This is a genomic window from Bacillus sp. RHFS10 (genome assembly GCF_016757475.1).
GTDB lineage: Bacteria > Bacillota > Bacilli > Bacillales > Bacillaceae > Bacillus > Bacillus subtilis_G.
The window spans coordinates 293,945-307,766 of sequence record NZ_JAESPO010000004.1 but is presented as its reverse complement, the minus strand read 5'-3'; the positions used below and the strand labels follow the sequence as shown (position 1 = coordinate 307,766).

Annotated in this window: 12 protein-coding genes and 1 pseudogene; 10 read left to right on the top strand and 3 right to left on the bottom strand. The window is 44.9% G+C overall.

The features are described 5' to 3' along the window. Positions 1-23: 23 nt before the first annotated feature. Positions 24-932, bottom strand: coding sequence for an RluA family pseudouridine synthase (locus tag JMN17_RS15970; protein ID WP_202328524.1), 909 nt, complete (start codon positions 930-932; stop codon positions 24-26). Positions 933-1,041: 109 nt separating this feature from the next. On the opposite strand from JMN17_RS15970, the gene JMN17_RS15965 reads away from it, so the two are divergent. The 4 genes from JMN17_RS15965 to JMN17_RS15950 all read left to right on the top strand — a co-directional run bounded on the left by JMN17_RS15965 (position 1,042) and on the right by JMN17_RS15950 (position 4,342). Beyond that, on the top strand, positions 1,042-1,437 hold the full coding sequence (locus JMN17_RS15965) for a YhcU family protein (protein WP_087993732.1): 396 nt from the start codon (positions 1,042-1,044) through the stop codon (positions 1,435-1,437). A gap of 137 nt (positions 1,438-1,574) precedes the next feature. Further along, a complete protein-coding gene (locus JMN17_RS15960; protein WP_087993733.1) occupies positions 1,575-1,997 on the top strand; it encodes a CBS domain-containing protein in 423 nt (140 codons plus the stop codon). A gap of 125 nt (positions 1,998-2,122) precedes the next feature. Further along, entirely contained in the window at positions 2,123-2,785 is a 663-nt protein-coding gene (locus JMN17_RS15955) for an HAD family hydrolase (protein ID WP_202328523.1), read from the top strand. Between the two features lie 15 nt (positions 2,786-2,800). After that, on the top strand, positions 2,801-4,342 hold the full coding sequence (locus JMN17_RS15950) for a bifunctional GNAT family N-acetyltransferase/carbon-nitrogen hydrolase family protein (protein ID WP_148964392.1): 1,542 nt from the start codon (positions 2,801-2,803) through the stop codon (positions 4,340-4,342). A gap of 122 nt (positions 4,343-4,464) precedes the next feature. On the opposite strand, the gene JMN17_RS15945 is transcribed toward JMN17_RS15950, so the two are convergent. Both JMN17_RS15945 and JMN17_RS21795 read right to left on the bottom strand, forming a co-directional pair. Beyond that, positions 4,465-4,974, bottom strand: coding sequence for a MepB family protein (locus JMN17_RS15945; protein ID WP_202328522.1), 510 nt, complete (start codon positions 4,972-4,974; stop codon positions 4,465-4,467). A 127-nt stretch (positions 4,975-5,101) separates the two neighbouring features. After that, positions 5,102-5,452, bottom strand: a pseudogene (locus JMN17_RS21795) (IS1595 family transposase); the annotation flags it as partial. A 171-nt stretch (positions 5,453-5,623) separates the two neighbouring features. Here JMN17_RS21795 and JMN17_RS15940 point away from each other — a divergent pair. The 6 genes from JMN17_RS15940 to pgcA all read left to right on the top strand — a co-directional run bounded on the left by JMN17_RS15940 (position 5,624) and on the right by pgcA (position 13,781). Further along, the gene (locus JMN17_RS15940) at positions 5,624-6,976 is read left to right on the top strand and encodes an aspartate aminotransferase family protein (protein WP_087991295.1); all 1,353 of its coding nucleotides are present in this window, start codon (positions 5,624-5,626) and stop codon (positions 6,974-6,976) included. A 27-nt stretch (positions 6,977-7,003) separates the two neighbouring features. After that, positions 7,004-7,582, top strand: coding sequence for a glycerol uptake operon antiterminator GlpP (gene glpP, locus JMN17_RS15935; RefSeq protein ID WP_087991178.1), 579 nt, complete (start codon positions 7,004-7,006; stop codon positions 7,580-7,582). Positions 7,583-7,759: 177 nt separating this feature from the next. Beyond that, on the top strand, positions 7,760-8,584 hold the full coding sequence (glpF, locus tag JMN17_RS15930) for a glycerol uptake facilitator protein GlpF (protein WP_087991179.1): 825 nt from the start codon (positions 7,760-7,762) through the stop codon (positions 8,582-8,584). 18 nt (positions 8,585-8,602) lie between these two features. Then, complete coding sequence (gene glpK / locus JMN17_RS15925; RefSeq protein ID WP_202328521.1) at positions 8,603-10,093, top strand: glycerol kinase GlpK; 1,491 nt, start codon at positions 8,603-8,605, stop codon at positions 10,091-10,093. 141 nt (positions 10,094-10,234) lie between these two features. Further along, positions 10,235-11,902, top strand: coding sequence for a glycerol-3-phosphate dehydrogenase (glpD, locus tag JMN17_RS15920; protein ID WP_087991181.1), 1,668 nt, complete (start codon positions 10,235-10,237; stop codon positions 11,900-11,902). A 133-nt stretch (positions 11,903-12,035) separates the two neighbouring features. Next, positions 12,036-13,781 carry a phosphoglucomutase gene (pgcA, locus tag JMN17_RS15915; RefSeq protein ID WP_087991182.1) on the top strand — a complete coding sequence of 582 codons (1,746 nt, stop codon included), beginning with the start codon at positions 12,036-12,038 and terminating at the stop codon, positions 13,779-13,781. Positions 13,782-13,822 lie beyond the last annotated feature (41 nt).

The following is a 13,822-nucleotide window of genomic DNA, read 5'->3' as shown; positions in this document are numbered from 1 at the left end:
CGGGCGATGCCTGCGGCTTTTCTTCAGGAAAAATAAGAGTGGCAAAGGTTTTCTATATCAGCTGGGAAAGGCGCCTCGGCAACAATCAGCTCGCCTGTTATCGGATGAACCGCTTGTACCTTTCTGGCATGCAGCGCCTGTCTGTTTAGCAGCGTGCTTCCGCCTCCGTAAAGCGCATCTCCTGCCAGTGGATGGCCGGTGCTCGCCATATGAACACGAATTTGGTGTGTCCTGCCTGTTTCCAGCTCTAACTCAACGAGTGACAGCCGCTCCTTCGCATTGGCGGCAATCACCTTGAAATGAGTGACGGCTGCTTGCCCGCCTGGTGAAACCCGGCGTCTTGTCGGGTGTGATCTGTCTCTGCCGATCGGTGAATCAATTGTCCCTTTTTTTGTCTTTAGCTTTCCTTCAGCGATGGCGGTATACGTGCGTTTCAGCGTCTTTTTCTCTAACTGCTGATCCAAAATGGCGTGTGCCAAACGATGTTTGGCAAAAACGATGGCACCAGATGTATCCTGGTCAAGGCGGTGGACATGCCGCACCTTGCATGTTTCGCCATTCACCTGATAATGGTATGCGATCAAGTTAGCCAAAGTGCCGGTTTGGCCATCCTCATTCGGATGTGTCGCTATGCCCGCAGGTTTATTCACGATGAGCATGTGATTGTCCTCAAATAAAATATCAAGTTCTCCATATTCTGGAATGACGGAAGATTCTTCATTTTCCTGAAGATCAATGAACAGGCGGTCTCCCTTTTTTACGGTTATATTGTGTAAGACGGATTCGTGATTGACCTTTATCCGATGATGGGACACCCAGTCTTGAAGCACGGGTTTAGAGGCTTTGAGCGCTGTTTTCAGTACAGAAAACAGCCATTGGCCATCCTGTTTTTCATTGATGAGGAGCTCAAGCCCTCTGCCTTTTTGTTTCATGTCAAATGGCTCCTTTTCGAAGCGGAAGGCCGCGTTTCTCATAGGAAACACTTACCTTAGCATTCGGGTTTTTTTCTGTGCTATTCTTGATTAAGAGTTAGGATATTCGATGGCAAGAAAGGTGATTGACGTGAGAATTGTGAACGCAGCAACTGAAGAACAGGAGAGCTTTATCAAGGAGCTGTCAATGGAGCTTTTCCATGATGTATTTCCTCTTTATTTCTCCGAACTGGACATTCAGCGCTTTAAAAAGAAAGGCGTTCTGTCTTTAAATAACCATGATTACCAAGGAACATTAAAAGAAGCATTTCAAATTATGGCTTGTCTGCAAATGATACATATTATTCTGACAAAGCCTTCACCGCATGCTGATATAAGTAATCAGGCGATTTTTGAGAAAAACAGCAAGATGCTGAATGATTTTGGGATATATTTTCCGTTTGCTTTTTCTGACTTTCAAACGAAGACAAATAAAGACTTTTCCGGTCACAGAAGGCTGATATAATCCGGCGGCAGGAGCTTTTCCGTTTTCAGAAAAGCTCTTTTTTGCATCAAAGAAATCATATCATAAAACCTTTCCTCTAACTCCCTTTTTAATCAGCGCGTGTCTGAACATACTAATGGGTGAAAGGGGTGCTGACAATGAGTTCAGTTAAAAATACAATGACAACGCAGGTGGCAACCGTTTCTCCGAATCAAACGATTCAGGAAGCGGCTTCTCTCATGAACCAGTATAACGTCGGGGCGATTCCTGTTGTAGATCAAGGTGTTTTAAAAGGAATGCTGACTGACCGCGACATTGCATTAAGAACTACAGCTCACGGCCGAGATGGCCAGACACCCGTTTCAGAAGTGATGTCAACAGACCTCATATCAGGTCATCCTAATATGAGCCTGGAAGACGCGTCGCAGCTGATGGCCCAGCACCAAATCCGCCGCCTTCCTATTGTAGATCAAAACAATCTAGTCGGGATCGTTGCGCTTGGAGACCTGGCAGTCAATCAGATGTCGAACGAGTCTGCGGGAGTAGCGCTGACAAACATTTCTCATCAAAACATTCATTAATAAGAAAGAGCTTGCGGTGTGCAGGCTCTTTCTTCACATAAACCTTACTTTTTGAAAGCAGGCATGTTTCGGGGTATAGTGAGTGTATACATATGTCTCAATTTGGGCTAAAGGAGTTGTAAGCAGTGATTAAAGCGTTAATTTTTGATTTTGACGGGCTTATTCTCGATACAGAAACACACGAATATGAAGTCCTTCAGGAAATATTTGAGGAACATGGCTCGGTCCTTCCGCTATCCGTCTGGGGAAAGGTCATCGGAACAGCCGCGGGATTTCAGCCTTTTAAATATTTAGAAGAGCAGATCGGCCAAAAGCTGAACCATGAAGAGCTGACAAAACTGAGAAGAGAGCGGTTTACGAAACGCATGGAAACAGAAAAAGCGAGACCGGGTGTCGAAGCGTATTTGAATGCGGCAAAGGATTTAGGCTTAAAAGTAGGCCTTGCCTCCAGCTCTGACTATAAATGGGTGTCCGGCCATTTGAAGCAAATCGGCCTGTTTGATGATTTTGAGGTCATTCAAACGGCGGATGATGTGGAAGAGGTGAAGCCGAATCCCGAGCTGTATGTATTGGCGGCAAAGAACCTTGGGGTATCGCCATCTGAATGTCTGGCGTTCGAGGATTCTGTCAATGGTTCGATTGCTGCGAAAAGGGCGGGGATGAAGTGTGTCATTGTCCCGAATAAAGTGACTGGTACCTTGATGTTTGAAGACTATGATCACAGGCTTGAATCAATGGCGGAGATGGAGCTCGCCCTATTGCTTGATCAACTGAACGCACAACACTAAAAAGGAGCGAGTAGATTGTCTGAGAAATTAGATTTGAGCCGTTTTGAAAAGAAAATGGCCATTCGCAATATCGAAGAGAAAGATATCGACAAGATTATTGATCTTCAAAAGGACTGTTTTCCGGGGATGGACCCTTGGAAGCGGGAGCATTTAATCAGCCACTTGGAGCATTTTCCCGAAGGGCAGTTTTGTGCAGAATTCGAAGGTGAAATAATCGGTTCGTGCTCAAGCCTCCTGATTAATTTTGATGAATATGATGACCGCCATACGTGGCAGGACATTACAGATGACGGTTATATCACCAATCATAATCCTGATGGCTTGAATATGTACGGCATTGAGGTCATGGTTCATCCGGAATACAGAAGAATGAAGATCGGCCATCGTTTGTATGAGGCGAGAAAGGACTTGGCCAGACGTTTAAATCTGAAAAGCATTATCATAGGCGGACGGATTCCGAACTTTCACAAATATGCAGATGAAATGACGGCGAGAGAGTATGTTGAGCAGGTGACACGCCACCAAATTTACGATCCGGTCCTATCTTTTCAGCTGATGAATGGTTTTACCCTTATGCGGATTAACCCGAATTATCTCCCGGACGATACAGCTTCGATCAAGTATGCGACGTTGATGGAATGGAATAATGTCGATTATCTTCCTCAGCAGACAAAACGCTATTATAAATCGGCGTTTCCTGTGAGAATTTGTGTTATCCAATACGAAATGAAGAAAATTTATTCCTTTGAGGAATTTGCCAATCAAGTAGAATACTATGTCGATGTCGCTTCAGATGCGCGATCTGATTTTGCTGTGTTTCCGGAAATTTTTACAACCCAGCTGATGTCTTTCCTTGAGGAACGGTCACCGAGCTTGGCGGTTCAGAGAATTACCGAGTATACAGAAGATTACATCAGCTTATTTACTGATTTGGCTGTGAAGTATAATGTCAACATCATCGGCGGGTCGCATTTTGTCGAAGAGGAAGACAAGATTTACAATATCGCTTACTTGTTCAGACGGGACGGAACGATCGAGAAGCAATACAAACTTCATATTACGCCGAATGAACGCAAATGGTGGGGAATCAGCGCAGGAGACCAGGTTCGCGTGTTTGATACGGACTGCGGAAAAATCGCGATTCAGATCTGTTATGACATAGAATTTCCTGAGCTCGCCCGGATTGCGGCGGATAAAGGCGCAAAAATCATTTTTACGCCATTTTGTACAGAAGACCGCCAAGGATACTTGCGTGTCAGATACTGTTCGCAGGCAAGAGCGGTTGAAAATCAAATTTATACGGTCATCTCCGGGACGGTTGGAAACCTTCCGCAAACGGAAAATATGGATATCCAATACGCTCAGTCAGGCATCTTCGCACCATCCGATTTTGAATTCGCCAGAGACGGCATTGTCGGTGAAACAAATCCGAATATCGAAATGGTCGTCATCGGTGATGTTGATCTTGAAATTCTCAGAAGACAGCGCCAAAACGGTACGGTGCGCCAGCTAAAAGACAGACGGCGTGATATTTATCATATTCAATATAAAAAATAATCCCAAAACCCGCCTGAATTGGCGGGTTTTTTATCATAAGCGGAATTGAAACGGTTACGCGCTTGCTTTAAAATCTGTTACATTTTGAGGTTTCTACCCGACCGACTCAGGGTTATCCCATTTTAGTTAGAATATAGCTTTAATAGTTCTTGCACTGAAAAACGATTTGTATTGTTCACCTCAACAAAATATGTTAACTGCCATTTTTGTGTTTCGATAGCTTGTTTACTAGTGGGGGTTTCCCATCTAGGGTAAACTCTAATTGCCATTTTTCCTTTTGTAGTGGCTGTTTTAAGGATATTTTGTTTTACAAGAACTTCTTTTGGAAAAACGAATTGTCCAAAATTATTATTACTAGTAAACGTATTGATAACCAATAAATCAGTAGCCTTTTCATATGAAAAAGCTTGGTTTTTATTATCTTTATCTTTTTCCCAAAAAGTAACAAATTGTCCTATCTTGTTAGATGTTATTTTTGCGACTCTAAATCTAACTGATTTTGAATGTAGTTGAAACACACCAGCCCCATAATCTGAATTTTGAGCTTCTTCTCGAATAGCAGTTATAGTTAAGTGATTTGGTTCATAAAACAATTTATTTACATATGTTAATGCCTTGTAAAATTCATTCACTGTTTTGTACTCCTTATTTTTGATACTACGTAATACAATGTTTTCTAGAATAGAATAGTCTAGTCATAAAATATCGTCAAAAACGTTCTTGTTTTATCACGTTTCTTATTCTAGTTATTCTGCTCCGTTAGTTAAATAAGAACTTAATAGCGAATTTTGATAAACGTAAATTGTAATATGTTTCTTTCAACACAAAAACAAATGAAGTCAAAAGAAGCTCTTTGATGTTATGTTTTGTACTTTTATTACTGCCTATCTACAGATACCATTATCAAGGTATTTAGTGCCACACCTTTAAAACGGTTGATCCAATGTTTTAGACGTGAGTGCAGTCCATTAACATTTGAATAAGTACAAACCTTTAATAACGTCTTACCATCATTAAATTTAATACGGTAATGTTCTATCACTTTTTCCTTTGCATAGTTTTATAGGCTCTCCAAGCATCTGTAACAAGAACACCTTGCCTGTTTTGCTTTGGATGCTGCATCCTCTTTCTTCTTGAGATAGAGGGTGTTTTATTCATTCCGCGGTTTATTGACTCGAACCCCGTCTGGCTTTATATTGAAGGCAGGGAAATCATCACCAAGACATCACATAAGAGAAGGTCTGTTTCAATTGAATTGGCACTTTAGTGAACGCTAATGAAATGGAGATGATGGGGATGGAAAACATTCAGCAACATCAGGGATTAAAGCAAAAAGATGAGCAATTTGTGTGGCATGCCATGAAGGGAGCGCATCAAGCGGACAGCCTGATTGCCCAAAAGGCCGAGGGGGCTTGGGTGACCGATATAGACGGACGCCGTTATTTGGACGCGATGTCAGGATTGTGGTGCGTCAATATAGGTTACGGCAGAACGGAGCTTGCTGAGGCTGCCTATGAGCAATTAAAGGAGCTTCCATATTACCCGTTAACGCAAAGTCACGCACCGGCAATTCAACTGGCGGAAAAGCTGAATGAATGGCTCGGCGGCGATTATGTCATCTTTTTTTCCAACAGCGGATCGGAAGCAAACGAAACTGCTTTTAAAATCGCCCGCCAGTACCATCTGCAAAACGGCGGCCACAGCCGTTATAAATTCATCTCGAGATACAGGGCATACCACGGCAATACATTGGGAGCGCTTTCGGCTACCGGGCAGGCGCAGCGGAAATATAAATACGAGCCTTTAAGCCAGGGGTTCCTGCATGCAGCCCCGCCAGATGTATACCGGAACCCGGAGGATGCCGACACGCTTGAAAGCGCAAATGAAATTGACCGCATCATGACATGGGAATTAAGCGAAACGATTGCCGGGGTCATCATGGAGCCTATCATAACAGGCGGGGGCATCCTAATGCCGCCGGACGGATATATGAAGAGGGTGGAGGATATTTGCCGCCGCCATGGCGCTCTTTTGATTTGCGATGAAGTCATTTGCGGGTTTGGACGGACAGGCGAGCCGTTCGGATTTATGCACTACGGCGTGAAGCCTGATATCATTACGATGGCAAAGGGAATCACAAGCGCGTATCTGCCATTGTCAGCGACTGCTGTTAAACGGGATATTTTCGAAGCGTATCAGGGGGAAGCGCCTTACGACCGTTTCCGTCACGTGAACACGTTCGGCGGAAGCCCGGCTGCCTGTGCAGTGGCGTTGAAAAACCTGCAAATTATGGAGGACGAACAGCTGACTCAGCGATCCCGCGACCTTGGGGCAAAGCTTTTGGGTGAGCTTCAGGTTTTGCGAGAACACCCGGCAGTCGGAGATGTAAGAGGAAAAGGGCTGCTGATCGGAATCGAGCTCGTCAAAGACCAATTGACAAAAGAGCCGGCAGATGTCGACAAAGTAAACCAAGTGGTTGCAGCGTGCAAAGAAAAAGGGCTGATCATCGGCAAAAACGGGGATACAGTCGCCGGCTACAACAACGTCATCCAGCTCGCGCCGCCATTTTGCCTGACAGAAGAGGACCTTTCCTTTATCGTGAAAACGGTGAAAGAAAGCTTTCAAACGATGTAATATAAAAGTGATTTATTAAAGGAGCACATGATGAGTTTTCACAATCAGCCGATTTTACCGGCTATACGAAATATGAAACAATTTGATGAGTTTTTGAACAGTTCATTTTCCTACGGTGTTATTCTTGATATTCATCTCGGCCAGCTGAAAGGCGTGATCAGAGAAGCGCAAAAGCACGGAAAGAACATGATGGTGCACGTCGATCTCATTCAAGGGATCAAGCATGACGAATACGGAGCAGAGTTTATTTGCCAGGACATCAAGCCTGCCGGGATTATTTCAACAAGGTCAAGCGTGATTGCCAAAGCGAAGCAGAAGAAAATTTATGCGATTCAGCGCCTCTTTCTGCTTGATACAAGCGCGATGGAGAAAAGCATGGAGTTTGTCGGCAAGCATAAACCTGACTTCATTGAAGTGCTGCCAGGCATCGTTCCGTCACTCATTCAAGAAATAAAAGAGAAAACGGGGATTCCTATCTTTGCCGGCGGTTTCATCCGTACGGAAGAGGATGTGGAACGGGCCTTGAAAGCGGGGGCTGTGGCCGTCACAACATCAAACACCAAATTATGGAAGAAATATGAAAACTTTTTGACAGAAAGTGATTGACACCGCTTACATCAACTGATACAATTGCACTAGGTTAATACATTGTGATGGAGAACTCGGAGACCACAGCAGCTCTTTACGGTACATGTCTATGCACCAGTAAAGCGGTTTGTTGTGGTTTTTTTATTCTCTTCTTCTCTATCATACTGTTAATCGTGACTTTAGGAGGAATGTGCTATGACAGCATTTTGGGGAGAAGTCATCGGTACGATGCTGCTGATCATTTTTGGGGCAGGTGTTTGTGCGGGTGTCAATTTAAAGAAATCGCTTTCATTCCAGTCTGGCTGGATTGTTATTGTATTCGGGTGGGGATTGGGTGTTGCCATGGCTGCATATGCGGTTGGCGGCATCAGCGGAGCCCATTTGAATCCGGCGCTAACGATAGCGCTTGCATTTGTTGGAGATTTTCCATGGAAAGAGGTTCCGGTTTATATTGCGGCGCAAATGATTGGAGCGATCATCGGTGCGGTGATAATCTATCTGCATTACCTTCCGCATTGGAAGTCAACGGAAGATCCCGCTGCCAAGCTGGGTGTTTTCTCAACAGGACCCAGCATTCCGCATACATTTTCAAACGTGTTAAGTGAAGTGATCGGGACATTTGTCCTTGTGCTTGGCATCTTATCCATTGGGGCAAATCAATTTACAGAAGGGCTTAATCCTTTAATCGTCGGTTTTCTCATTGTGGCGATCGGTATCTCTCTTGGAGGCACCACCGGCTATGCGATTAATCCGGCCCGCGACTTAGGTCCGCGGATTGCCCACGCTTTTCTTCCGATTCCGGGGAAGGGCCCATCAAACTGGAAGTACGCATGGATACCGGTAGTCGGTCCCATTTTAGGCGGATCGTTCGGCGGCGTATTTTACAACGCTGCATTTAAAGGGCATATCACAAGCAGTTTCTGGATTGTAAGCGTTATATTGGTTGTGTTATTGTTAGGACTCTATGGCTATACGAAAACACATTCAGCTAAAACATTATCAAATTCAAAATATATTTAATCAAAGGGGAGACATCTTATGGAAACATACATTTTATCCTTAGATCAAGGGACGACAAGTTCAAGAGCGATTCTCTTTAATAAAGAAGGCAAAATCGTTCACTCTGCTCAAAAGGAGTTTACACAATACTTCCCGCATCCAGGATGGGTTGAGCATAATGCGAATGAAATTTGGGGTTCTGTCCTCGCCGTTATCGCATCAGTGATTTCTGAATCAGGGATCAGCGCCTCTCAAATTGCCGGCATCGGTATTACGAACCAGCGCGAGACGGCGGTTGTGTGGGATAAGGATACAGGAAAGCCTGTCTATCATGCGATCGTTTGGCAGTCCAGACAGACGTCCGGCATTTGTGAGGAGCTTCGTGAAAAAGGACATAATGATGTATTTAGAGAAAAAACGGGGCTTTTAATCGATCCGTATTTCTCCGGCACGAAGGTAAAATGGATTTTAGACAATGTGGAAGGCGCGAGAGAAAAAGCGGAAAAAGGCGAGCTGCTGTTTGGAACGATTGATACATGGCTCATTTGGAAAATGTCCGGCGGGAAAGCGCATGTGACCGATTACTCCAATGCGTCCAGAACGCTGATGTTTAATATTTACGATTTGAAATGGGATGATGAACTGTTAGACATTCTGGACGTACCGAAATCCATGCTTCCTGAGGTGAAGCCGTCCTCCCATGTGTATGGGGAAACTGTTGATTATCACTTCTTCGGAAAAAATATCCCGATTGCGGGAGCGGCAGGCGACCAGCAGTCCGCACTGTTCGGCCAGGCGTGCTTTGAAGAAGGCATGGGGAAAAACACGTACGGCACAGGATGTTTCATGCTGATGAATACAGGGGAAAAAGCAATTAAGTCCGAACACGGGCTTTTGACGACAATCGCATGGGGCATCGACGGAAAAGTTGAATATGCTTTAGAAGGAAGTATTTTTGTCGCAGGCTCTGCCATCCAATGGCTCAGAGACGGATTGAGAATGTTCAAAGATTCCTCGCTAAGCGAATCTTACGCGGAGAAAGTGGATTCAACTGACGGCGTATATGTTGTTCCCGCATTTGTCGGCTTGGGAACGCCTTACTGGGACAGCGACGTGCGCGGTTCGGTTTTCGGCCTGACAAGAGGCACAACAAAAGAGCATTTTATCCGCGCGACACTGGAGGCATTGGCTTATCAGACAAAAGATGTGCTTGATGCAATGGAAGCTGATTCAAACATTTCATTAAAGACGCTTCGTGTAGACGGAGGCGCCGTGAAAAATAATTTCCTGATGCAGTTCCAAGGAGATCTTCTGAATGTGCCTGTGGAGCGTCCGGAAATTAATGAAACAACTGCGCTTGGCGCGGCCTATTTGGCAGGTATTGCTGTGGGATTCTGGAAGGACCGTTCTGAAATCGCGAACCAGTGGAATCTGGATAAACGGTTTGAACCTGATTTTGAAGAAGAAAAACGAAATGAGCTGTATACAGGCTGGCAAAAAGCCGTAAAAGCAGCTATGGCTTTTAAATAGAATAAGAGTATGATATAATGGTTACAAGTTAATAAGAACGGTCCTGAGATGAGGAGAGACCACAGCACCAAAGTGTAAGTATGCACTTTGGATGTTGTGGTCTCTTTTTCTATTTACACACCGTGACAACAAGGAGGAGCAATAATGAAACATCAATTTTCAAGTCTGGAAAGAGATCGCATGCTGACAGACATGACGAAAAAAACATACGATCTATTTATTATCGGCGGAGGAATTACAGGAGCGGGAACAGCTCTTGACGCGGCATCAAGGGGAATGAAGGTCGCGCTCAGTGAAATGCAGGATTTTGCGGCGGGAACATCAAGCCGATCAACGAAGCTTGTTCATGGAGGCTTGCGCTATTTAAAACAATTTGAAGTGAAAATGGTTGCCGAGGTAGGGAAAGAACGGGCGATTGTTTATGAAAACGGCCCGCACGTCACTACACCGGAATGGATGCTGCTTCCGTTTCATAAAGGCGGCACATTCGGTTCGTTTACAACATCCATCGGTTTAAGAGTTTATGACTTCTTAGCAGGCGTGAAAAAATCAGAACGAAGAAGCATGCTTTCAGCAAAGGAAACGCTGCAAAAAGAGCCATTGGTGAAAAAAGACGGCTTAAAAGGCGGCGGGTACTACGTGGAATACCGCACTGACGACGCGAGACTGACAATCGAAGTCATGAAGGAAGCGGTGAAATTCGGAGCAGAGCCTGTGAATTATTCGAAAGTGAAGGAGCTTCTTTACGAAAAAGGCAAAGCAGTCGGCGTATTAATTGAGGATATGCTGACAAAGAAAGAATATAAAGTGTACGCGAAAAAAATTGTCAATGCGACAGGCCCTTGGGTCGATCAGCTCAGAGAAAAAGATCATTCGAATAACGGAAAGCATTTGCAGCATACGAAAGGCATTCACCTTGTATTTGACCAGTCTGTTTTTCCGCTGAAACAGGCGGTATATTTCGATACGCCTGACGGCCGTATGGTATTTGCGATTCCTCGTGAAGGAAAAACATACGTGGGGACAACAGACACCGTTTACAAAGAGGCGCTGGAGCATCCACGAATGACAACGGAGGATCGCGATTACGTCATCAGTTCAATCAATTACATGTTCCCAGAGCTGAAAATCACAGTGAATGACATCGAATCCAGCTGGGCGGGGCTGCGACCGCTGATTCATGAAGAAGGCAAAGACCCTTCTGAAATTTCACGGAAAGACGAGATTTGGACATCTGACTCAGGTTTAATCACCATCGCCGGCGGAAAACTGACCGGATACAGAAAAATGGCGGAGCATATCGTCGATCTTGTGAATGATCGCTTAAAAGAAGAAGGCGAAAAGGATTTCGGGCCATGTAAAACGAAAAACATGCCAATCTCAGGGGGACACGTCGGCGGTTCGAAAAATCTCATATCCTTTGTCACCGCGAAAACGAAAGAAGGAATCGCAGCCGGCTTATCAGAAAAAGACGCAAAACAGCTGGCGATCAGATACGGCTCCAACGTAGAGCGAGTTTTTAACCGAGTGGAAGCGCTGAAAGATGAGGCTGCGAAACGCCACATTCCGGTTCATATTCTTGCTGAGGCAGAATACAGTATAGAAGAAGAGTTGGCCGCAACACCTGCTGACTTCTTTGTCCGCAGAACTGGACGTTTATTTTTTGATATCAATTGGGTAAAAACATATAAAGATGCCGTTATTGATTTTATGAGCGAGCGATTCCAATGGAATGAGCAGACGAAAAACAAACATACTGAAAATCTCAACAAGCTTTTACACGATGCGGTTGTGCCGCTCGAACGATAAATCATAACGGGCTGTCTCTCAGCCCGTTATTTCTTTTTACGGGCCGAAAGCGCCGGATCCAAGGATTTCAAGTGACAGAAGCACTCGCTTCATATTAAAATAACGGCATAAGCTAATACATAGGAGGACGAATATGACTTGGAGAAAAAGTTATGAACGCTGGAAACAGACAGAACATTTAGATCCGGAACTAAAAGAACGCCTTACTGAATTAGAGGGGAATGAACAGGCTCTTGAAGACTGTTTCTATAAAAACCTTGAATTCGGCACTGGCGGTATGCGCGGAGAAATCGGCGCTGGGACGAATCGGATGAATATTTACACGGTGCGCAAAGCATCAGCCGGGTTTGCGGCATACATCTCAGAGCAAGGTGAGGAAGCGAAAAAACGGGGCGTTGTCATTGCTTATGATTCCCGCCATAAATCGCCGGAGTTCGCGATGGAAGCGGCAAAAACACTTGCGACACAAGGCATCCAATCATACGTATTTGATGAGCTTCGCCCGACACCGGAGCTGTCATTCGCTGTCAGACAGCTGAACGCCTACGGGGGAATTGTGGTGACGGCAAGCCATAACCCGCCTGAATATAACGGCTACAAAGTATACGGAGATGACGGCGGCCAGCTGCCTCCAAAGGAAGCGGACATCGTCATTGAGCAGGTAAACGCGATTGAAAATGAACTGACGATCACAGTCGACACTGAAGATACATTAAAAGAAAAAGGCTTAATTAAGATCATCGGTGAAGATATTGATAAAGCCTATACAGAAAAACTGACGTCCATTTCCGTCCATCCTGAATTACCCGAAGAAGTTGATGTAAATGTTGTTTTTACACCGCTGCATGGAACGGCCAATAAGCCGGTCAGACGCGGTCTTGAAGCACTCGGCTACAATAATGTAGCGGTTGTCAAAGAACAGGAGCTGCCCGATGCAGACTTCTCTACTGTTCCCTCTCCAAACCCGGAAGAGCATGCGGCTTTCGAATATGCCATTAAACTCGGGGAAGAGCGGAACGCAGATATTCTCATCGCAACAGACCCTGACGCTGACCGTCTTGGCATAGCGGTGAAAAACGAACAAGGTAAATATACAGTGCTTACAGGAAACCAAACCGGTGCGTTGCTGCTTCATTACCTGCTTTCTGAAAAGAAAAAACAAGGCATCCTGCCTGAAAACGGTGTTGTTCTCAAAACAATTGTCACAAGTGAAATCGGGCGTGCTGTCGCTTCTTCGTTCGGTCTTGATACGATTGATACGCTCACAGGCTTCAAGTTTATCGGTGAAAAGATTAAGGAATACGAGGCGACAGGCCAGTACACCTTCCAATTCGGTTATGAAGAGAGCTACGGTTACTTAATCGGGGATTTTGCCCGCGACAAGGATGCCATTCAGGCGGCGCTCTTGGCAGTTGAGGTTTGCGCGTTCTATAAAAAACAAGGAATATCATTGTATGAAGCGCTCATTAATCTCTTTAACGAATACGGTTTTTATCGTGAAGGGCTGAAATCCCTGACGCTGAAAGGAAAACAGGGAGCAGAACAGATTGAAGCGATTTTGGCTTCCTTCAGACAAAATCCGCCGCAAAAAATGGCTGGCAAACAGGTTGTGACAGCCGAAGATTACGCAGTAAGCAAACGGATGCTTCTGACGGAAAACAAAGAAGAAGCGATCGGCTTGCCAACATCAAATGTACTGAAATACTTCTTGGAAGACGGGTCTTGGTTCTGCCTTCGTCCTTCCGGAACCGAGCCGAAGGTCAAATTCTATTTCGCCGTAAAAGGAACATCTTTAGAAGACAGTGAAAAGCTTCTTGCCGCGCTTTCTGACGATGTAATGAAGACGGTAGACGAAATTGTAGAGGCTACAGCTAAATAGTTCAAGAAAAGCTGGGTCATTTATGTGATCCGGCTTTTTTT